Genomic DNA, 17,069 nt, shown 5'->3' on the forward strand with positions numbered 1-17,069 from the left:
TTTCCCCTTATCGCCTAGTAGCCGTACGTAGACGATCATAGATTTCACCGGCTAGAACACGCTCTTCACCTAAATCACACGCTGCAAAGTATTCATGCGCTGCCGTAACTGCAATTTGATGCTTATTGAACAACTCCGTTTTTAATGCTTCAAGATGGCAACGCTCTCTGTGGGCTGCTAATGCTTCCGGATCGCATTCGATGGGGCGCAACCAAAGACAAACTGGCCCCTCTTCTGTGTCATGTATTGAAGCCATAAACCAACCATCGCCATCTGGTGGAGTGGGTTGCCACATGCTGACATTACAGCCAACAGAGTCGAACGCAGCTTTAAGCTCTTCTGCATTTTCTTCGCTATCCATCCAACCTATCGCGCCAGTAACACGGTTAAGTGCTTTCCACGCATCGTATTCACCTTCAACACCAAACTCATTACCATTTGCAGGCTCAAAGAAATCGGGATGAGTCCAGAAACCCAAAGCGTCACGTTCAACAGGTGCGGCGGTAATTGTCTTGATCATCATTGTTTCCTCGCATAGAGAACGCCATCAACCGGCAGGCATTCATATTCAGGTGGTAGGCCTTGTTGCTGTAGGTCTGCCATGCAGTTCTTATCATCCGGATAGACGTAGCCTTGAGGCTCGTACTGGCACGGCTGGAAGGTGTAGCAGACGAGTAAAAACAGGCCGTACATCATGATTGGATGGCCCCGGTTAGCTCTTTGAAGCGAGTCAAGAAAGCGATCCGAGCATCCCGTGATGACATTGGCACTATTGCCATTTCTGCCGGTGGAATACCTGCCAGCATGGGCCACTCTTTACCATCATCGATGTCCAACTCTTGGCGCTCGGTGGTTAGCATCACCAGATCGCAGTAGTGGACGACCTCGGACATTTTGGCAGGCAACCCAAAGGTTTCACGAATGACGGTATCGACCTGCTGCTCAATAGCCTGGTAATCAGGCAGTAGGCGTTTAAGAGGTGAGGGGATATCTTTGCAATATGCCTCGGTTGCATCATGCAGCAGAGCTTCAAGGGCAAATTCTTCTGGCACAATCGTGCTTATTAACAAGCAATGTTGGGCCACGCTATAGAAATTAGGCAGGTGACCAGCAAAACGGCATTCATGTGATAACGCCTGCGCGATATCTTCAATACAAATACTGCTGGTGACTGGTTTTAGATAATCAAAGTCCAGCCCTGAATAAGTCGTGATATAAGACATAAATATACTCCACACGGTTTTTAGGTAATACCCCGCCAAATACCCCATTGCTGGGATATTTGAAGTGACACTAATAAGTTAAGGTTTAATTAATTACGCTTTAAATTTACCGATGAAAGTTTCAATTTCTACGTCTTTAAATTTACCGGTGAGAAGTTCCAAAAACTCAACGGCAATCTTTTCTTCTTCTGCTTCTAATTGAACAATGCGCAATACCAATACTGGGAAATTACCACCCGTGAGAATGCTATAGCGTAATTTAAAACGACGCTCTCCTAATCCCTCATAAGGAATAAATTTGAATTCAAATGCAGCAGGCATAACATCTTTGCTTTTTGCTTCAACACTTTCCATTATGGAACGCTTAGCGCTGAAATCTTGGTCTTCATGATCGGCTGAACTTGTCTGTTCAATAGTAATGCGGCGAACTGCACCCACGGATTTCTTTATATCCAGCACAACACCATCAGCATCAAATGCCAGTAAGAACTCACGATAATCTTCCAGCCATTCAGCAAGTTCTTTTTGAGTCTGTTTGCGGCCATCAATGTTAAGCAGTTCGCGGAATGGGGCCGTTTTCTTGAGTGACAGACTGGCTGTGTTATCCGCATGTCCGGGATTAGATAACGTGCCAATATTAAAGATGGTTTGTGCGCGCATTTCATCAGCATCAATAAAACAGCGAACACCTTCACCAGCATAGCCAGAAGAATATTTTACATACTCATCAATGCTGCTGGTTTCCATAGAACCACGGAAGCGGTAGCGCTCAAGATTGAATTGCTCAAGGCTTTTAACTGAGACGCTAGCGGGTAAAGCAATGGTATCGCAATCTGTATCAGCTAATTTCCGTTCAACTAATGTCGCTAATACCATATCGCGAATTTCAGTGATAGCTGATGAATCTAATTGTTGAGACATATAAAGTCCTTAATAAAAATAACTTGGTGAAGACGAATAAATTAATTAACGGTTTTTAATTTCCCATCAGACTCACCATTAATTGTGAATAACTGCCCCTGATCTTCTTGCATAATTGCCAGCTTGCCGCCTTTGCCAACATACATAGGCGTTTCGGTGGTATCTTCTTCGGAGGACTTACCGCGCGGAGTAGGGGTGGTGAATTTCAGCTTATGGCTGATCATGACGCGCTTTTCTTCCATTGAATTACTCATGCGAGATAGATCAAATTCAATGGTTACCTTGCCTTTGCCGCCATTATTTAGAACGCCTAACGCGGCAGCATTTAAAGCAGCTGATATTTTATTTTCGAAAATACCTGCATCCAGCTCACCAAGAAATTCCGGCACCACTGTTTTTCTTTCTTCGCTCATCGGGGTGATCCTCTGTTATGCAGCTTACACTGCAGGTTAGTTACTCCACACACAGAGAAGAACACCGATCCGGGGGCTTTATACTGTACAGGTTTAAAGGGAAAACCCGCCCGGTGTGCTTCTCTCTGAGTGAAAAGGGCGGCTGCCGAGCTTAACTTTGCTCATATCGGTGATGGCTATAATCATCACTTACCCCTATTAAAGTGCCTGCTCAGTGTTCTTACCTCTAACTGTCAAGACTGGCTTAGCCTTTGAACGCAAGCGACATTCCTTTTCCAAGACCTTTCTTAAGGCGTTCATATTCCGCCTGGTTGATTTCCGGTCACAGCCAGATGCCATGCCCATTAAGGCTCGCAATGCCGCACCATCACCTCGAGATAAGAATTCAACTTTTATATCTCCACAATGATTTGCAAATTCGATTCCAATTTCGCGAATTGTCATATTGCGACCGGTGGCTTTTAAGCGGTTCTCTGCGAAGTTAACCGCCTCCAACAGCTTTGATAGCTGGCTATCGTTTAGCTCTTTTTCGTGATCCACTTTCACCTCAATGCACCGCTGTAGAAAAGTGCAGGCTGGTTGCAATAAACTGAATAACTGAGCGAAGTACAGTTTCACTTTCAATTGTTGCTGGCAGCTCTTCCTTGATTTGGTTTGGCAGGTAAACATTGCCATTCCAGGTTAGGTTCTGAGCATTTAGGCGGTAGCTACACAGCCATTCGCAATCGTTCTTAGACTCCCAAAAACAAATCGCTGTATAACAACCGCTTTCACCTTCTAATTTTTCAACGGTTATTTCCAGACCGCGACGCTTAGCCATATTGAAAGTAGTTTTGCTGATATCCATTCCCATTACTCCACACTATTAACCCTACTAAGCGAATCATCCGGTGTTTCGTATGCCACCGGCAGCTACTACGTGGGCGTCCTGCCTGTTCGCTGTTGATGGATTTAATGTACCTAAAGTTACCTTTGTGTGTCAACACAAAGAGTACCCAAAGTTACATTTTATTTTAATTATAGAATGACAGGTACAAAAAAAGCCGACATATGCCGGCTTTAGATGTTTGGTTTAATTAGAGGTCTTGAGTAACCTGGATGACTCTTCCTATGATTCGGCAGTTACCGTTTATTTCGATAGGCTTAAATGCTGGATTTAAAGGCATCAAGTAACGATTAGGGCCATCCCAAACAAGTTTTTTCACTGTAGCTTCAGCCGTACCATCTATGATCGCCACAACAATTTTTCCGTAAAGTTCATCAAGGGAGCCATAGTGAGGTTCTACAATAACCTTAGAACCCTCTGGGATTGTCGGCAGGCCATTCGGGTTTGTCATTGACTCTCCGCGAACTATCAATGCGAATGCTTCATCTGAAACTTTCATTGTTGTGTGACACCACCCAATGACATCAGATAGGCGTGCTGCTGCGTTTGTATCTGTCCACTCCCCAGCCTGTACGGATGATATTACAGGCACTGCGAATGGTACCAAGGGAATAGGCTTAAGGACTGTATCATCTTTAGGGTTATCCCCTGTCCCATATAAAAGCCATTCAGGTGTAGTAGATAAAACAATAGCCAATTGGTGAAGATTCTCACCATCCGGTTTAGTTACACCAGTTTCCCATTTGGTAACGGAGACGCGACTAACCCCAAGCATTTTAGCTAACCCTGCTTGAGTCATGTCTAGCTGTAACCGCCGAGAACGAATTCTCTCATTCATTTCACTTTTCATGTAACCAATGTTACATGAGTTCGATGTGAAAAGTGTTTGCTCTTGCATGTACCTTTTGTTACCTTTGTTTTGTAACCAACTACAGGAGTGAGCATGAAAAAGATATTAGTTACTGATTATTTTGGAGGCGTAGCGAAAACAGCATCAGCTCTAAATATCAGCCATCCCGCAGTATGTCGCTGGGGTGAAATCATCCCTGAGAAACAGGCGCTAAAAGTGGAAAAGATAACTAAAGGTGATTTGAAATACGACCCTGCACTTTACAAAAAGACTACGGCACCTGCGGCCTAAGTTAAACCACCAAAGAGAGAGAAACATTGTGGATAACAAAGACTTTCCAACTCAGCCAGACATCAGCGATGCAATACATCAACTAATTACTCAAACGCCCGGTAAGTATGAAGCGATGGCAAAACAGCTATGTCCTTTGTCCGGTACAGAGAATGCGCTTCGTAACCGGGTGCGCCAGTTAGGTGGGCAGGTAGTGCCATTTGGCATGGCGGTAGAAATGGAGTCAATTTCAGGCCGTTCCGATATTACCGAAGCCATGTGTAAGCGTGCTGGTGGGGTGTTCGTGAAACTGCCGGAAGTGAATGACATTGGTAACGAAGAACTACTTATCAAGTTTAACGATCTGCTAATGGCGCTGGGTGATTTTGGTCGTGCACATAACGAATTTACGTCAGATGGCGTTTTAGACCGTGATGAAACGAAGAGGCTGAAAGCTAAGGGGTATAAAGCACAGTCGATTATTGCAGAGATTGTTGCTGTCACGGTGATGCTGTGGGGTGACGCCACAGATTCGCGGTCTGTGGCGTCGGGTGCATTAACTAAACGTGTGGAGTAATTAACGCATGAACATTGTAGCGGCTAAACGTTCTATTCCGCAACTGCGTTGCGTTGGTGTCAGTCCGTTCCGGTATGAACGAATGATAAAGGGCCGGTGGGTACCGTGCAACCACAGCCGGGCGCGGGGAATTGTGGGTGCGGTTTGCCGCAAGTGGGGCCGCGTATGATTAACCCCGGCTCAACCACAACCAACCCTGTCCAATTACTTGATCGGTACTACAACGATAAGCGCGGTATTCGCGTTCACGTTATTGGTTACGACAGCGCTACTGGTCAGGTGATTTTTCGCCGTGAGGATTATGAGCATGACTGCTCAGTCCCTATTCGGCGGTTCAGAAAAGAATATAAGGCGGTTGTATGAGCGTAAAGCTATCCAGTTATGTATGGGACGGCTGTGCGGCTGCGGGTATGAAAATATCGAAAGTGGCAATCATGGCTCGTCTTGCTGACTTTTCCAATGATGAGGGCGTTTGCTGGCCGTCAGTGACGACGATTTCCCGCCAGATTGGGGCAGGTGAAAGCACCGTCCGCACTGCACTGGCAGAGCTGGAAACAGACGGCTGGCTCAGTAAGAAACAGCGCCGCGCCGGTAACAGGAATGCCAGCAACGTATACCAGTTGAATGTTTCTAAACTTCGGGCTGTCGCTCATGCGTCAGAATCCGACACCTCAAATTCTGACGGGTCAAAATCTGACGCCTCAAAATTTGATGGGTCAGAATCTGGCAATAATGGCACTTTTGACCCGCCAGAATCTGGGGGCGATCCGTCAGTAAAATCAACACCTGATCCATCAAGTATAAAACCTACCTGTCAGCCGCCGATGGCGACCGACCCTGAAGTCGAAATTACTGATCAGGCCAAAGACATTTTAAAACACTTGAACCTGATTACCGGATCTCGGTACCAGACCAGCAAATCATCACTGGAGAACATCCGCGCCCGGCTGAAAGAGCAATTCACCGTTGAAGAGCTGAAACTCACGGTTGATTACCTCCACGCGAAGTGGGCTGCAGATCTGGATATGGCTGAGTATCTACGTCCGACAACACTTTTCCAGCCAACTAAATTCCCCGGCTACCTTGAAGGTGCCAGCCGCTGGCATGCACACGGACGCCCAGTCCGCAAGGATGGTAAATGGGTTAAGGCTAACGGGGAATTACTCACTGGCGATACTACTCTGCGCGATAAAGCCTATATGCGTTTCATTGGCTCAGGCTTACCTGTTCGTAACCCAACCCCACTTGAAACTATGGTCAGCAACGAAGCCAGTAAACTTGGTTTGCGCGGTATGGGTAATGGTTTTGGCGTCAATAAGTGGAATGCCCTATGGAAAGAATGCAGCCAGCGCATTGGTGGGGAGGTTGCAGTATGACTTATCAAATTATTTACGCTGATCCGCCGTGGTCCTATCGGGATAAAGCCCAGAGCGGAAACCGTGGCGTTGACTTTAAATATCAGACCATGAACCTTGCTGACATTTGCCGTTTGCCCGTGTGGGAGCTGGCTGGTGAATCCTGTTTACTGGCGATGTGGTGGGTACCAACTCAACCTATCGAAGCGTTAAAAGTTGTTGAGTCTTGGGGCTTTAGGTTGATGACCATGAAAGGGTTTACCTGGCACAAGACCAACAAGAGAAAGGGCAACAGTGCGATCGGTATGGGACACATGACCCGCGCCAACAGTGAAGATGTGTTGTTTGCTGTGAAAGGCCGGTTACCTGAACGCCTGAATGCCGCTATTTGCCAGCACCAGACAGCCCCACGGGGAGAGCATAGTGCGAAGCCTGATATTTTCCGTGATCTGTTGGTTCAGCTGCTGGGTGACATTCCCCGCATAGAACTGTTTGCCAGAACACAGGCCGATGGCTGGGATAGTTGGGGCAACGAGTGCATTAATAGTCTGGAATTAATCCCCGCCAATATCCGGTGTGCGCCACAAAACCTGCAACAAAATATTCCTGAAATTATTCCGGTACCGGAAACCGGCAACACCGTCTGGCCCGTCGAAGTAAATCTGTATTTCAGTAAGGTACCAGGTGCCATCGAATTACCAGCCGACCTGCAACATAAAATCTTAGGCAATATCAATCGCATGAAATTAGACGGTATTCCGTCCGATGCCATTATTGCCGCCGCCGCAACACTTACTGCCGCTATGGGAGCAACAGCATGAAAGAAATCATCGTAGATAATTTTGCGGGCGGCGGTGGTGCTTCCACTGGTATTGAAATGGCTATCGGTCGCAGTGTTGATATTGCAATTAACCATGACCCAAATGCCATTGCCATGCATACCACCAACCACCCCGATACGCTGCATTATTGCGAATCGGTATTCGATATTGACCCGGTAGCAGCGACAGCCGGCAGACCTGTTGGGCTTGCATGGTTTAGCCCAGATTGCCGCCATTTCAGTAAGGCCAAAGGCAGTAAGCCAGTTAAAAAAGAGATCCGTGGGCTGGCGTGGATTGTTATTCGTTGGGGTTTGGCGAAAAAGCCTCGAGTAGTCATGCTGGAAAATGTCGAAGAGTTTAAAACGTGGGGGCCGCTGATTACTGCGGAAGACGGTACAGAGCATCCTGATCCAACCCGCGCAGGTGAGACATTCGCGGCGTTCGTTGGCATGTTAACCACTGGCATTGATGCCGAACACCCAGCACTACAGGAATGCTGTGAAGTCTTGGGGCTTGATATCAATGGAGCTGACGCTAAACGTTTAGTTTCTGGCTTGGGTTATGTTGTGGAATTCAAAGAGCTAAGAGCTTGCGACTATGGTGCTCCTACGATAAGAAAGCGTTTCTTTATGGTCATGCGTTGTGACGGGAAACCTGTGGTATGGCCGGAAGCTACTCACGGCGATCCGAAATCACTAGATGTTCAAAGTGGACACCGTGAACCGTGGCGCACCGCAGCTGAATGTATTGATTGGTCAATTCCATGCCCGAGTATTTTCGAGCGCAAGAAACCGCTGGCAGAGAACACACTGAAACGTATTGCGCGCGGCATTCAGCGTTTTGTTATGGATAACCCCACGCCATTTATCGTGAAGTGTAACCACACCAGCACTAAAACGTCTTACGACTGTTTCCGAGGTCAGGCTCTGGATCAACCATTACAGACCATTACCAAAACTCACGGCTATGCAGTTGTTACCCCGCACATTACAAAATTTCGCTCTGGCGCCACAGGGCAGGAATGCGATGAACCATTACCGACAATCACCGCCGGTAGTTCTACTCGTCCGGGCGGTAATGGTCATGCGTTGGGAATGGTTGAAGCAACACTTACCCCGTTTATTGCCGGTGCAGGCGGTTCTGAATATCAGGGTAAGCCGCGCACAGTTGATTCTCCGCTTCATACAGTGATGAAAGAATCTCACTCTGCGTTAATTACCCCCCTTATTGCACGTATCGGTCAAACAGGTTTTGGTGGTGACCGTATGGCATATGAAGCTGGCAAGCCGCTGACCACAGTCACAAGCAAGGCTGAACACCTTCTTGTAGCCCCGATTATTGCCCGTGAGTTTGGCAATAGCGTGGGGCATGTGGTTGATGAGCCAAGCGGTACTATTACGGCGGGCGGCGGTGGCAAGTCTCGGCTTGTTTCTGCGTTCTTAGCTAAACACTTCGGTGGCAACTATACCGGCCCCGGTGCTGATTTGGGCCAGCCAGCACATACAGTAACTACCGTTGATCATCATGCACTGGTCACATCAAATCTTATTAAGATGCGCGGTACAAATACAGGGCAAAAAGTTACAGATCCGCTCCAAACCGTTACCGCAGGCGGGAATCATTTTGGAGAGGTCCGTGCTTTCCTGCTCAAGTATTACGGCAATGAGAAAGAGGGCGTTAGCCTGAATGATCCCCTGCACACCGTGACAACCAATGACCGGTTTGGGCTGGTTACGGTAGAGGGCATTGATTATCGAATCGTTGATATCGGCATGCGTATGCTGCAACCCCATGAGCTATACGCGGCTCAGGGGTTCCCGAGCTGGTACATCATTGATCGGGATTATACCGGTACTAAATACGCGAAAGATAAGCAGGTTGCCCGCTGTGGTAATGCAGTCCCCCCACCATTTGCTGAGGCTCTTGTCCGGGCCAATCTTCCTGAAATGTGTATTGAGCGTAAAGAGGTGGCGGCATGACCTTATCCCATTCTGTTGTAACCATGAGCAGCCGTGAGATAGCCATACTGGTAAACAGCAAACACGGTGATGTGAAGCGCTCTGCAGAACGCTTATGTGCTGGTGGTATTTTAACCGCGCCGTTGGCGCAGTTCGATTTTGAGCACAACGGTAACCAGTATTTTGAGTACCGCTTCAATAAGCGTGATTCTCTGGTATTGGTCGCTCGGCTCTCACCTGAATTTACCGCGGCAGTGGTTGACCGCTGGCAAGAGTTGGAACATAACCTGATCCCCCAATCACTTCCCGAAGCATTACGCCTTGCCGCTAATTTGGCTGAAGAAAAGCTGCAGCTTGAAACTCAGCTTTCTATTGCGGCACCAAAAGTTGAATTTGTCGATCGCTACGTTAAGGCTAATGGCTCCATGACTTTCCGTCAGGTTGCAAAGTTGCTGAATGCTAAAGAGCATGAATTTAACTGCTTCCTGCTGGATCAGCACATCATGTACCGCTTGAATGGCGCATTAACACCCCGCCAATATCACAGCGACTTAGGGCGATTTGAAGTTAAGACCGGTACTAATACCATTAATAATCACGCATTCGCCCAATCTCGTTTTACGCCTAAAGGAGTTAAATGGGTTGGTGGCTTATGGGCTGAGTATCTTGCAAAGAAAGGTGCTGCATGAGGGCACTGCTAACTCCATTCATCCAGCAAGAACTTGGCGTTGTGATCCTGAAGCCAGGTGCTGAACTGCTGCCATATTTATCCGGGCGCTTGCTGGTGGCAACTGAGCCGGAAGAATTTAAATCTCTACCCGCTGGTCTATTGCCGGTTACAGATCAGCTTTTAGCTAATGATCCGCGCCTGTTGCCATTCTTTGAACATGAGCGAGTTCTCAATGCTGCTGGTGGCCCGAGAGTGCTGGAGGCGTGGGTTAAGCAGTTGAAAGAATGCCAATGGCATGATCCGGACGATTCCCACGTTAGAAATCTCACAACATTACATTATGGCCAGCGCACTATTTGCCTGTGCTGGCATCACGACAATAAATTAAGAGAGCAAACAAATCCCCGCTTGCATCAGTTAGCAACCAACAACCTGATCGCATGGCTCATATCGACCGTGTGTGGTCATTTCCGTTTTCCAGAGGGCCACCAGCTAACCATGCCGGAATTATGTTGGTGGGCAGTTGTTAACGAGGTTTCCGATCTGCTGCCCGACTCAATTGCTCGGGCAAGTTTGCGCATGCTTCCCGGAGAGATTAAGCCCGGACCAACAAAGGAAAGTGATATCACTTGGGCGCCAGCCCCCACGCAAATCATAGAAACCAAAGTTGAGCTGGTTAAGAAGGTGCTGGCGCTAAAAATCGATGATGAGCCACCAGCCAGCTTTATGCGTATTCCGAAGCGGTACCGGTGGGAAAGCCGCAAGTGGCTGACATGGGTCAAATCGCAGGCATGCTCTGGTTGCGGTGGCTCAGCTGGCGACGCTCATCACATCATTGGTCACGGTCAGGGGGGCATGGGAACCAAGGCACATGACCTATTCACTATTCCTCTTTGTCGTGGCTGCCATGATGCGCTGCATGCTGATATGCATACGTGGGAAGCGGAGTACGGCAGTCAAATAGTGTTGTGGTTTCATTTTATGGACCGGTCTATCTCGATCGGGGCAATGGCCTGATGGCCTCAATGTGTGGAGTAAAAACTATGAATTCAGTAAACGGTACGCAGACCGATTACAGCAGTTTGGAGCCGTTAGCATGAGAGATATATCTATAGTATTAGAGCGTTGGGGCGGCTGGGCTGCCAGTGATAACAGTGGGGTAGATTACTCTCATATTGCTGCAGGTTTTAAAGGCTTATTACCATCAAAATCACCGAGTAGGCTTTCATGCTGTGATGATGATGGCATTATCATTGATAGCTGTGTTGCAAGGCTTAATAAATTCAAGCCAGACGAATATGAGTTGTTGGTTTTGCACTATCTGTACAACGTATCACTCAGGTCTATAGCACGTAAGCGTAGGTGTTCGGATGGAACTATCAGAAAAAAGATGCAATTAGCTGAAGGCTTTATTGGTGGATGCTTAGCAATATTGGATGTGGAACTTGAAATGCCATAAATGTATGCCCGGTGGTACCGGGCAATTATTCAGTATCTGCAGAGTTAACAGTAGCTGATGCAGAAGTAACTTGTACTGTTTTTCCGATATTAACCAATTGCCTGACGGTCGCTTCTCTATCTTGTAATAATGCTTGGCGAAACTCTTCTGACAGATGTTTACTCAACAATTGCTTGTCGATATTTTTTAAATCACGCATATACCGATTGCGCAGAGATGCTTCTGCAGGAGTTTCGAGCCCATGCCTATTTATGACCCAATTCAGGAAATAAGTTATACCTGCTGAAAGAATAGGGGCTAAGGCGTACAAAACTGGTCGCCATGGATCGTTTACATTTGGAAGTATCGCGGGGACTAGAGTTGTCAGGATTGCGCCAAATCCCCCGGCTGTAACCACATTTTTTGATGATGAAATAAATGATTTATTTTCTTCGCTCATGGTTTGGCCTTTGATTGTGCCAAGGCATCATCTAAGATGCGAACCATATTCCGCCCATCTTTCCGGTTGAGTTTTAAGAAAAAAGTTCGTTTGGTCTTTGTGTCTTCGTCTATTAAGGTTATTTCTAGCTTGCGTGTAGGAAAAAGTTTGCGCCAAAGCAGGCCGGATGCCGCATATGCAAAGCGATACAATGTAGGGAGACAAAGAATGACCCCTATCCACCCTATCAGTTGCAATATTTGCTCTGCTAACATACTTAACCTCTAAATTATTCTTCTACTAGCATCAGCTCGATGCCTGAGAACTTGTTTAATGACGTATTTTTCCGTCACATTTCTAGCTGAAAATGTCTTTGTTACTTCAAGAGTTACAGAAAAAAGATCATCACTTGAAATTGCGCCCGCCGCCTGCCGGACTTTCGCTAAAAATTCAAAATCGTTAAGAAGAACAGAATGCTCTTCATTGTTATACTCCATCCTCCATCCTTTCTCACTCTGAAAATTAACCTGAGTGAATTTAACGTTAACTTCACGAGTTTCTATTTCTTTTTGCAGTAATGTGCCTCGTGGCAATGGTTTCACTTCTTCTGTTTGCTTACCCTCTAAACGAATTATTTCTTCGTCATTTTCATTCAATATCTTGAAAACAGGCTCATTCTTACCCTCTAATGGTGTTTGAATTACAGAAATTAAAGCATCACGGATTGTAGGGTCAGTAACTAGCGCGGCGACCGGTGTTGGGCATTCAATTTCCTCACCTTCAAGTTCTAACACGGTAGTTTGTGTTCCAGCTTTACGCGTCATAGTAATTACTCGGGAGCTACCTAACTGCCTAATCAAAGATAACGCACTAGCTCCGCCGACAGCTCCAGCAATCCCAGTTATTCCAATAGTTTTCAAAACATCAATTGCATCTGGCAGTAACTGAATAATGGTGTATGCAATGCCAAGAGATCCTGCTTCTGCTGGGTTAGTAACTAAAACCTTAACTGATTTGTTACCTTCATTTAGCAGGTCATCAGCTTTGGTGATTAGTTTTGTCATTGATAAAATAGAATTACCAAGAACTTCTGCATCAATGGCATGTTTGGAAAGCTCATTATCGTCAGCGTCATAAAAAACCTTGAACGAAGTGGTTTGTTCCATTGCAATTCCTTGTCAAGACTAACTGATCAAATCCCTTTATAACAAAGAGATATTAAATAGGTTGGGTTTCTGATTTATTCTTGGCGTTTAAAATACATCCATTTTCCTTAAAAATCATTAACGCGTACGCAAAAATATTTGTACTGTGATAAGGATAGTTACTTTGTTACGCAGCTTACATTATTAAAAAGACCTCGCTTCTGCGGGGTTTTTGCATTTTAAAGATATACGGTCAGCACATTGGTAGGTGCTGATGCCGGAACCGTAACCGGCTTCAAAAATGACGAGCCCCGACATAAGTCAGGGCTTTTTTGTTTGTGAAATGGGCGACAAAGGTGTGCTGATAACACTGCCTTTGCCATTCACCCGTTAAACCATTCACGGGCGAACCAAGGCCCACCGCTTGTGTGCACAAAGCGATCTGAGCCTACCAAAAAACGGTAGACTGATCTATGAAAAACACTGTTTATTTAAACAGTAATAAATTTATTAATGCTGATTCCCTTAGTTATATCAAAACGCTGCCTGATGATTGCATCGACTTGATCGCGACAGACCCGCCTTATTACAGGGTTAAATCGTGTAAGTGGGACAACCAGTGGGAAAGTGAATCTGCGTATTTAGCCTGGCTTGATGAGTTACTAGCAGAGTTTTGGCGAGTCTTAAAACCAGCCGGTAGCCTTTATATGTTTTGTGGTAGCCGGTTGGCTGCTGATACTGAAATACTGGTTCGTGGTCGCTTCAATGTCCTTAACCACATAATCTGGGCCAAGCCATCGGGCCCGTGGCGGCGAATGCATAAAGAGGATTTACGCTCTTACTTCCCTGCCACAGAGAGAATTATCTTCGCAGATCATTACGCGGGACCATTAACGCCCAAAGGCAGCACGTACGCCGCTAAATGCTCAGCCTTAAAACAAAATGTATTTCGTCCTCTCATTGATTATTTTCGGTTAGCGCGGTCGTCGTTGGGCGTATCAGCAAAAGCAATCAATGAGGCTACCGGTCGGCAGATGTCCAATCATTGGTTTAGTGAAAGCCAGTGGCAGTTGCCGAACGCGGAACAATATTCAGTATTACAAAAACTCTTTGATCAGATTGCCGCTGAAAAGCATCTGCAGGGTTTGTTGGATAAACCTCATCATGAATTGGTAGAGGAATATCAGACATTGCATAGGCAGTATTCAGAATTGAGCCTCGAGTATGAATCGTTGCGGCGACCGTTTGCTGTTACTGCAGATGTACCTTATACCGATGTTTGGACCTATGCTTCCGTTCCTTACTACCCCGGCAAGCACCCCTGCGAGAAACCTGCAGAGCTAATGGCTCATATCATTAGGTCAAGCAGCCGTCCGGGTGATGTCGTAGCTGATTTCTTCTTGGGATCAGGTGCCACGCTAAAAGCAGCAATTCAGCTTGGCAGGGTAGGGATCGGGGTAGAACTCGAAGAAGATCGGTTTAATCAAACTGTAGAAGAAATAAGAACATTACTTACTTAGCCTCAACACGCATGTAGTTGGGGCTTTTCTGTTTTAGCCTGCCAGTCACCCAATCAACTCCACACACACTTTTAACAGATGAGTGGCTGCACTGGTGGGCTAAATTCCTTAACTACGCGCCCAACCCGCAGAACGGGAGGGGGAGATATGAAGATGCCAATTAAAGAACCGGAGACATACAGCATAATTGGTACTGTGCTGGTTTTGCTTATGACAACGCTTGGCACAATCGCTAATTACGCGTGGAGAGTCATTAACGGCGAGAAGTTTCGCTGGTCATTTTTCATCTTGAAATTTTTCATTTCTATATTCGCTGGGGCGTTAGTTCTATTGGCTGCCAGTTCATTAAATTGGACTGCTGAATTAGCTGGTGGTGTTGCTGGGTTGTCTGGTTGGTCTGGCGCATCGGCAATTAGGGCCATTGAAGGGCGCTTTCTCAAACGTATTGCCGGTACTGACGACACTAAACCTCAGGTATAAACCATGACCCCTTATCAATTCAGAATGGCGGCTAATATCAGCGTCGAGCTTGCTACGCGTTGGATTCAGCCTATTACCCAAGCAATGAAAGAGTTTGGTATTACCACACCAGTACAACAGGCCATGTTTATTGCCCAGGTGGGCCATGAGTCTGCCAGCTTCACACTGCTGGTGGAGTCGTTCAATTACAGCATTAACGGCTTACTGGCGACCTTCGGCAAAAGATTGTCTGCGGATCAGGCTTCGGCATTGGGTCGCCAGACAGGTGAAAAGTCGGTACCCGTAAATCGGCAACGAGCCATTGCAAATCTAGTCTATTCAGGGCGCATGGGTAATAAAGCTGTAGATGATGGTTGGAAATACCGTGGTCGTGGTTTGATTCAGATTACCGGCTTAGATAACTATCGGGCATGTGGTACCGCGATGAAACTGGATTTAATCAGCAACCCTGATCAGTTACAGAGTGATGTTAACGCTGCTCGTTCTGCTGCATGGTTCTGGCAATCCCGAAATTGCGGTCAATATGCTGATGATATTCAGCGTGTCACTCAGCTTATCAATGGTGGTAATAACGGGATTAATGATCGCAAGGCGCGGTTTGAATTAGCTAAGCGAGAGCTGCAGCTATGACTACTTGGCGCGCGGCACTGGTGGCGTTAATTGCTACGGCTTTTCTTTTTCTACTTCTGAATCGTAACCATCTAGCAAACAAGGTGGATAAGACGGAAGCGGAGTTGGTGACCGAACAGGCTACTAACGTTGCTCTGGGCAACATCATCGATGCATACCAGGCGAATGAAGCCGCCAACCGTACAGCTACAGCCCGCCAGCTTGAGAACGAAAGGAAACTACGCAATGAAAGTGAAGATCGGCTCAAGCGGTTTCTGGCGGCGTCGTCAGATGATAAGTGTGCTATTCAGCGCATGCCTGACGCTAGCATTAACATCCTGCGCGAATAAGGCGGCTTCACGTCCACCCGTTAGTTGTCCCGTATTGCTACCCCCTGAATCTGCATTAACTGAATGTGAGGTGCCGGAGTTCGTCGGTACCACCTGGGGCGATAGCGGCCTATATGCGCTGGCGTTAAAACGTGAGCTGCGGATCTGCAAGGGGCGGTTGGATGAGGTTATTAGCTGGCGGCAGATTGCGGGGCGGAAGATATGAATGAGCTGGTAAATGCTTTGTTCGCACTCCTCTCGTTATTGGCTCTCATTGTTATCTTTCCCATTATTGCCGCCGTTCTTGTTTGTTCTGGTCGGAATGGTTCAAACCGTAACGGGCCACCGCCAGCAAACTATAAGCGGCCTAAAGCGCCACCACCACCGCCACTTCGGTAGGTTTTTTGTATCCATCAAAAGGAAATCAGATGTTTAAGTATGAATTGACCCAACTGGTAAATATCGCCATTAGTGATGAGTTTGGCGAGGTGAAAGGCCGCGCAGAATACGCAACACATGAGAACTCTTATTTTGTGCATTACAAGGCTGGCGATGGTCGGGCCGTAAGCGCATGGTTCGATGAGAGTGACTTGACTGCTGTTGAAGATGAGCGTCACCCGGGCTGTGCTGTATACGCTGGCCGTGAATTGCCAGATGGTGCAGTAGTCGAAGAGTAACGACATTACAGATGGCATTCATTGAGTGCCATCGATAACGCACAACCTAAGCCACTGGACTAATAAGCCGGTGGTTTTTTATTTGGAGCAAACCATGACACAGGACCAGCAAACTCTATTGATGTTCAAAGGGTTGATTGCTTCACAGCCAGAGGAAGTTCAGGCCAAAGTGAATGAAGCTGCAAAGAAGCTGCGTGAGGTTCTAGCTGATTACCCTGAAGGTGAGGCAGCAGTCGCTTTCGGTCTGATATGTGCGGAGATGCAGATAGGTGAGGCCGGAATAATCACGAAGTGAAATCACCTTGTCTCAAATGATAATGAATCTCAAAAGGTACTCCCGGAGGGGGTCCCTACCACGGGGAGTGGGACTCGCGGAAAACGGCTAGTTTTTCAATTTTCATGGTGACAGCAGCAGGTGTCGCATCTTCTTGAAAATTAGAATAAAACTCAACTTTCAGGTGACAAAACTAAAGGCGCACTGTCATCTG

Annotated in this window: 25 protein-coding genes and 1 pseudogene; 16 read left to right on the forward strand and 10 right to left on the reverse strand. The window is 46.8% G+C overall.

The window, feature by feature from the left end; all coding sequences use genetic code 11:
- Positions 1-7: 7 nt before the first annotated feature.
- The 7 genes from D5F51_RS03285 to D5F51_RS03315 all read right to left on the reverse strand — a co-directional run bounded on the left by D5F51_RS03285 (position 8) and on the right by D5F51_RS03315 (position 4,293).
- A complete protein-coding gene (locus D5F51_RS03285) occupies positions 8-523 on the reverse strand; it encodes a hypothetical protein (protein ID WP_245994871.1) in 516 nt (171 codons plus the stop codon).
- A 169-nt stretch (positions 524-692) separates the two neighbouring features.
- Positions 693-1,223, reverse strand: a complete 531-nt coding sequence (locus tag D5F51_RS03290) for an HD domain-containing protein (protein WP_129195591.1) — start codon at positions 1,221-1,223, stop codon at positions 693-695.
- A gap of 93 nt (positions 1,224-1,316) precedes the next feature.
- Positions 1,317-2,144 carry a YfdQ family protein gene (locus D5F51_RS03295; RefSeq protein ID WP_129195592.1) on the reverse strand — a complete coding sequence of 276 codons (828 nt, stop codon included), beginning with the start codon at positions 2,142-2,144 and terminating at the stop codon, positions 1,317-1,319.
- Positions 2,145-2,185: 41 nt separating this feature from the next.
- Positions 2,186-2,557, reverse strand: coding sequence for a hypothetical protein (locus D5F51_RS03300; RefSeq protein ID WP_129195593.1), 372 nt, complete (start codon positions 2,555-2,557; stop codon positions 2,186-2,188).
- A gap of 198 nt (positions 2,558-2,755) precedes the next feature.
- Positions 2,756-3,103, reverse strand: coding sequence for a hypothetical protein (locus D5F51_RS03305; protein WP_129195594.1), 348 nt, complete (start codon positions 3,101-3,103; stop codon positions 2,756-2,758).
- A gap of 1 nt (position 3,104) precedes the next feature.
- The gene (locus tag D5F51_RS03310) at positions 3,105-3,404 is read right to left on the reverse strand and encodes a hypothetical protein (protein WP_129195595.1); all 300 of its coding nucleotides are present in this window, start codon (positions 3,402-3,404) and stop codon (positions 3,105-3,107) included.
- A 229-nt stretch (positions 3,405-3,633) separates the two neighbouring features.
- Positions 3,634-4,293: a LexA family protein gene (locus D5F51_RS03315; protein WP_206197192.1), complete on the reverse strand. Its 660-nt coding sequence runs from the start codon at positions 4,291-4,293 to the stop codon at positions 3,634-3,636.
- 93 nt (positions 4,294-4,386) lie between these two features.
- Between D5F51_RS03315 and D5F51_RS03320 the strand changes: the two genes are divergently transcribed.
- From D5F51_RS03320 to D5F51_RS03360, 9 genes and pseudogenes are all read left to right on the forward strand, one after another.
- On the forward strand, positions 4,387-4,584 hold the full coding sequence (locus D5F51_RS03320) for a Cro/CI family transcriptional regulator (RefSeq protein WP_019209652.1): 198 nt from the start codon (positions 4,387-4,389) through the stop codon (positions 4,582-4,584).
- 28 nt (positions 4,585-4,612) lie between these two features.
- Positions 4,613-5,140, forward strand: coding sequence for a YmfL family putative regulatory protein (locus D5F51_RS03325; RefSeq protein ID WP_129195596.1), 528 nt, complete (start codon positions 4,613-4,615; stop codon positions 5,138-5,140).
- Positions 5,141-5,245: 105 nt separating this feature from the next.
- Positions 5,246-5,503, forward strand: coding sequence for a DUF4222 domain-containing protein (locus tag D5F51_RS03330; protein WP_245994872.1), 258 nt, complete (start codon positions 5,246-5,248; stop codon positions 5,501-5,503).
- Positions 5,500-6,516 carry a conserved phage C-terminal domain-containing protein gene (locus D5F51_RS03335; protein ID WP_129195597.1) on the forward strand — a complete coding sequence of 339 codons (1,017 nt, stop codon included), beginning with the start codon at positions 5,500-5,502 and terminating at the stop codon, positions 6,514-6,516. The genes D5F51_RS03330 and D5F51_RS03335 overlap by 4 nt, the downstream gene beginning before the upstream one ends.
- A pseudogene (locus D5F51_RS03340) lies at positions 6,513-7,058 on the forward strand (MT-A70 family methyltransferase); the annotation flags it as partial. The gene D5F51_RS03335 and the pseudogene D5F51_RS03340, both read left to right, overlap by 4 nt.
- 254 nt (positions 7,059-7,312) lie before the next feature.
- Positions 7,313-9,295: a DNA cytosine methyltransferase gene (locus D5F51_RS03345; protein ID WP_129195599.1), complete on the forward strand. Its 1,983-nt coding sequence runs from the start codon at positions 7,313-7,315 to the stop codon at positions 9,293-9,295.
- Positions 9,292-9,963: a phage antirepressor KilAC domain-containing protein gene (locus tag D5F51_RS03350; protein WP_245994875.1), complete on the forward strand. Its 672-nt coding sequence runs from the start codon at positions 9,292-9,294 to the stop codon at positions 9,961-9,963. The genes D5F51_RS03345 and D5F51_RS03350 overlap by 4 nt, the downstream gene beginning before the upstream one ends.
- Entirely contained in the window at positions 9,960-10,961 is a 1,002-nt protein-coding gene (locus D5F51_RS03355; protein ID WP_129195600.1) for a DUF968 domain-containing protein, read from the forward strand. Before D5F51_RS03350 ends, D5F51_RS03355 begins: the two co-directional genes overlap by 4 nt.
- Before the next feature lie 79 nt (positions 10,962-11,040).
- The gene (locus tag D5F51_RS03360; protein WP_129195601.1) at positions 11,041-11,403 is read left to right on the forward strand and encodes an antiterminator Q family protein; all 363 of its coding nucleotides are present in this window, start codon (positions 11,041-11,043) and stop codon (positions 11,401-11,403) included.
- 25 nt (positions 11,404-11,428) lie between these two features.
- Here the strand turns inward: D5F51_RS03360 and D5F51_RS03365 are convergent, their stop codons facing one another.
- Genes D5F51_RS03365 through D5F51_RS03375 form a run of 3 tightly spaced genes read right to left on the reverse strand, consistent with a single transcriptional unit; the run spans position 11,429 to position 12,987 of the window.
- Positions 11,429-11,842, reverse strand: coding sequence for a hypothetical protein (locus D5F51_RS03365; RefSeq protein ID WP_129195602.1), 414 nt, complete (start codon positions 11,840-11,842; stop codon positions 11,429-11,431).
- A complete protein-coding gene (locus D5F51_RS03370; protein WP_129195603.1) occupies positions 11,839-12,096 on the reverse strand; it encodes a hypothetical protein in 258 nt (85 codons plus the stop codon). The genes D5F51_RS03365 and D5F51_RS03370 overlap by 4 nt, the downstream gene beginning before the upstream one ends.
- Before the next feature lie 9 nt (positions 12,097-12,105).
- Entirely contained in the window at positions 12,106-12,987 is an 882-nt protein-coding gene (locus D5F51_RS03375) for an LAPAL motif-containing putative phage structural protein (protein ID WP_129195604.1), read from the reverse strand.
- 452 nt (positions 12,988-13,439) lie between these two features.
- Here D5F51_RS03375 and D5F51_RS03380 point away from each other — a divergent pair, with 452 nt between their 5' ends.
- The 7 genes from D5F51_RS03380 (at position 13,440) to D5F51_RS03405 (ending at position 16,876) form a co-directional block, all read left to right on the forward strand.
- Positions 13,440-14,486 (forward strand): DNA-methyltransferase, encoded by a 1,047-nt coding sequence (locus D5F51_RS03380; RefSeq protein WP_129195605.1) that lies wholly within the window; start codon positions 13,440-13,442, stop codon positions 14,484-14,486.
- 147 nt (positions 14,487-14,633) lie between these two features.
- The gene (locus D5F51_RS03385) at positions 14,634-14,966 is read left to right on the forward strand and encodes a phage holin family protein (protein WP_038892675.1); all 333 of its coding nucleotides are present in this window, start codon (positions 14,634-14,636) and stop codon (positions 14,964-14,966) included.
- Between the two features lie 3 nt (positions 14,967-14,969).
- Complete coding sequence (locus D5F51_RS03390) at positions 14,970-15,596, forward strand: glycoside hydrolase family 19 protein (RefSeq protein WP_129195606.1); 627 nt, start codon at positions 14,970-14,972, stop codon at positions 15,594-15,596.
- Positions 15,593-15,925, forward strand: coding sequence for a DUF2570 domain-containing protein (locus D5F51_RS03395; protein ID WP_129195607.1), 333 nt, complete (start codon positions 15,593-15,595; stop codon positions 15,923-15,925). The genes D5F51_RS03390 and D5F51_RS03395 overlap by 4 nt, the downstream gene beginning before the upstream one ends.
- A complete protein-coding gene (gene lysC / locus D5F51_RS22960) occupies positions 15,867-16,130 on the forward strand; it encodes an Rz1-like lysis system protein LysC (RefSeq protein WP_425471849.1) in 264 nt (87 codons plus the stop codon). Before D5F51_RS03395 ends, lysC begins: the two co-directional genes overlap by 59 nt.
- Positions 16,131-16,332: 202 nt before the next feature.
- A complete protein-coding gene (locus tag D5F51_RS03400) occupies positions 16,333-16,581 on the forward strand; it encodes a hypothetical protein (RefSeq protein ID WP_129195608.1) in 249 nt (82 codons plus the stop codon).
- 94 nt (positions 16,582-16,675) lie between these two features.
- On the forward strand, positions 16,676-16,876 hold the full coding sequence (locus D5F51_RS03405; RefSeq protein WP_129195609.1) for a hypothetical protein: 201 nt from the start codon (positions 16,676-16,678) through the stop codon (positions 16,874-16,876).
- Positions 16,877-17,069: the final 193 nt, after the last annotated feature.

This window comes from Yersinia hibernica (assembly GCF_004124235.1).
Lineage (GTDB): Bacteria > Pseudomonadota > Gammaproteobacteria > Enterobacterales > Enterobacteriaceae > Yersinia > Yersinia hibernica.

Bases quoted from the DNA above. Each gene is read 5' to 3' on its own strand.
- D5F51_RS03285 (WP_245994871.1), bottom strand. From the start codon at position 523: ATGATGATCAAGACAATTACCGCCGCACCTGTTGAACGTGACGCTTTG.
- D5F51_RS03290 (WP_129195591.1), bottom strand. From the start codon at position 1,223: ATGTCTTATATCACGACTTATTCAGGGCTGGACTTTGATTATCTAAAA.
- D5F51_RS03295 (WP_129195592.1), bottom strand. From the start codon at position 2,144: ATGTCTCAACAATTAGATTCATCAGCTATCACTGAAATTCGCGATATG.
- D5F51_RS03300 (WP_129195593.1), bottom strand. From the start codon at position 2,557: ATGAGCGAAGAAAGAAAAACAGTGGTGCCGGAATTTCTTGGTGAGCTG.
- D5F51_RS03310 (WP_129195595.1), bottom strand. From the start codon at position 3,404: ATGGATATCAGCAAAACTACTTTCAATATGGCTAAGCGTCGCGGTCTG.
- D5F51_RS03315 (WP_206197192.1), bottom strand. From the start codon at position 4,293: ATGAAAAGTGAAATGAATGAGAGAATTCGTTCTCGGCGGTTACAGCTA.
- D5F51_RS03320 (WP_019209652.1), top strand. From the start codon at position 4,387: ATGAAAAAGATATTAGTTACTGATTATTTTGGAGGCGTAGCGAAAACA.
- D5F51_RS03335 (WP_129195597.1), top strand. From the start codon at position 5,500: ATGAGCGTAAAGCTATCCAGTTATGTATGGGACGGCTGTGCGGCTGCG.
- D5F51_RS03345 (WP_129195599.1), top strand. From the start codon at position 7,313: ATGAAAGAAATCATCGTAGATAATTTTGCGGGCGGCGGTGGTGCTTCC.
- D5F51_RS03350 (WP_245994875.1), top strand. From the start codon at position 9,292: ATGACCTTATCCCATTCTGTTGTAACCATGAGCAGCCGTGAGATAGCC.
- D5F51_RS03355 (WP_129195600.1), top strand. From the start codon at position 9,960: ATGAGGGCACTGCTAACTCCATTCATCCAGCAAGAACTTGGCGTTGTG.
- D5F51_RS03360 (WP_129195601.1), top strand. From the start codon at position 11,041: ATGAGAGATATATCTATAGTATTAGAGCGTTGGGGCGGCTGGGCTGCC.
- D5F51_RS03365 (WP_129195602.1), bottom strand. From the start codon at position 11,842: ATGAGCGAAGAAAATAAATCATTTATTTCATCATCAAAAAATGTGGTT.
- D5F51_RS03370 (WP_129195603.1), bottom strand. From the start codon at position 12,096: ATGTTAGCAGAGCAAATATTGCAACTGATAGGGTGGATAGGGGTCATT.
- D5F51_RS03375 (WP_129195604.1), bottom strand. From the start codon at position 12,987: ATGGAACAAACCACTTCGTTCAAGGTTTTTTATGACGCTGACGATAAT.
- D5F51_RS03380 (WP_129195605.1), top strand. From the start codon at position 13,440: ATGAAAAACACTGTTTATTTAAACAGTAATAAATTTATTAATGCTGAT.
- D5F51_RS03385 (WP_038892675.1), top strand. From the start codon at position 14,634: ATGAAGATGCCAATTAAAGAACCGGAGACATACAGCATAATTGGTACT.
- D5F51_RS03390 (WP_129195606.1), top strand. From the start codon at position 14,970: ATGACCCCTTATCAATTCAGAATGGCGGCTAATATCAGCGTCGAGCTT.
- D5F51_RS03395 (WP_129195607.1), top strand. From the start codon at position 15,593: ATGACTACTTGGCGCGCGGCACTGGTGGCGTTAATTGCTACGGCTTTT.
- lysC (WP_425471849.1), top strand. From the start codon at position 15,867: ATGATAAGTGTGCTATTCAGCGCATGCCTGACGCTAGCATTAACATCC.
- D5F51_RS03400 (WP_129195608.1), top strand. From the start codon at position 16,333: ATGTTTAAGTATGAATTGACCCAACTGGTAAATATCGCCATTAGTGAT.
- D5F51_RS03405 (WP_129195609.1), top strand. From the start codon at position 16,676: ATGACACAGGACCAGCAAACTCTATTGATGTTCAAAGGGTTGATTGCT.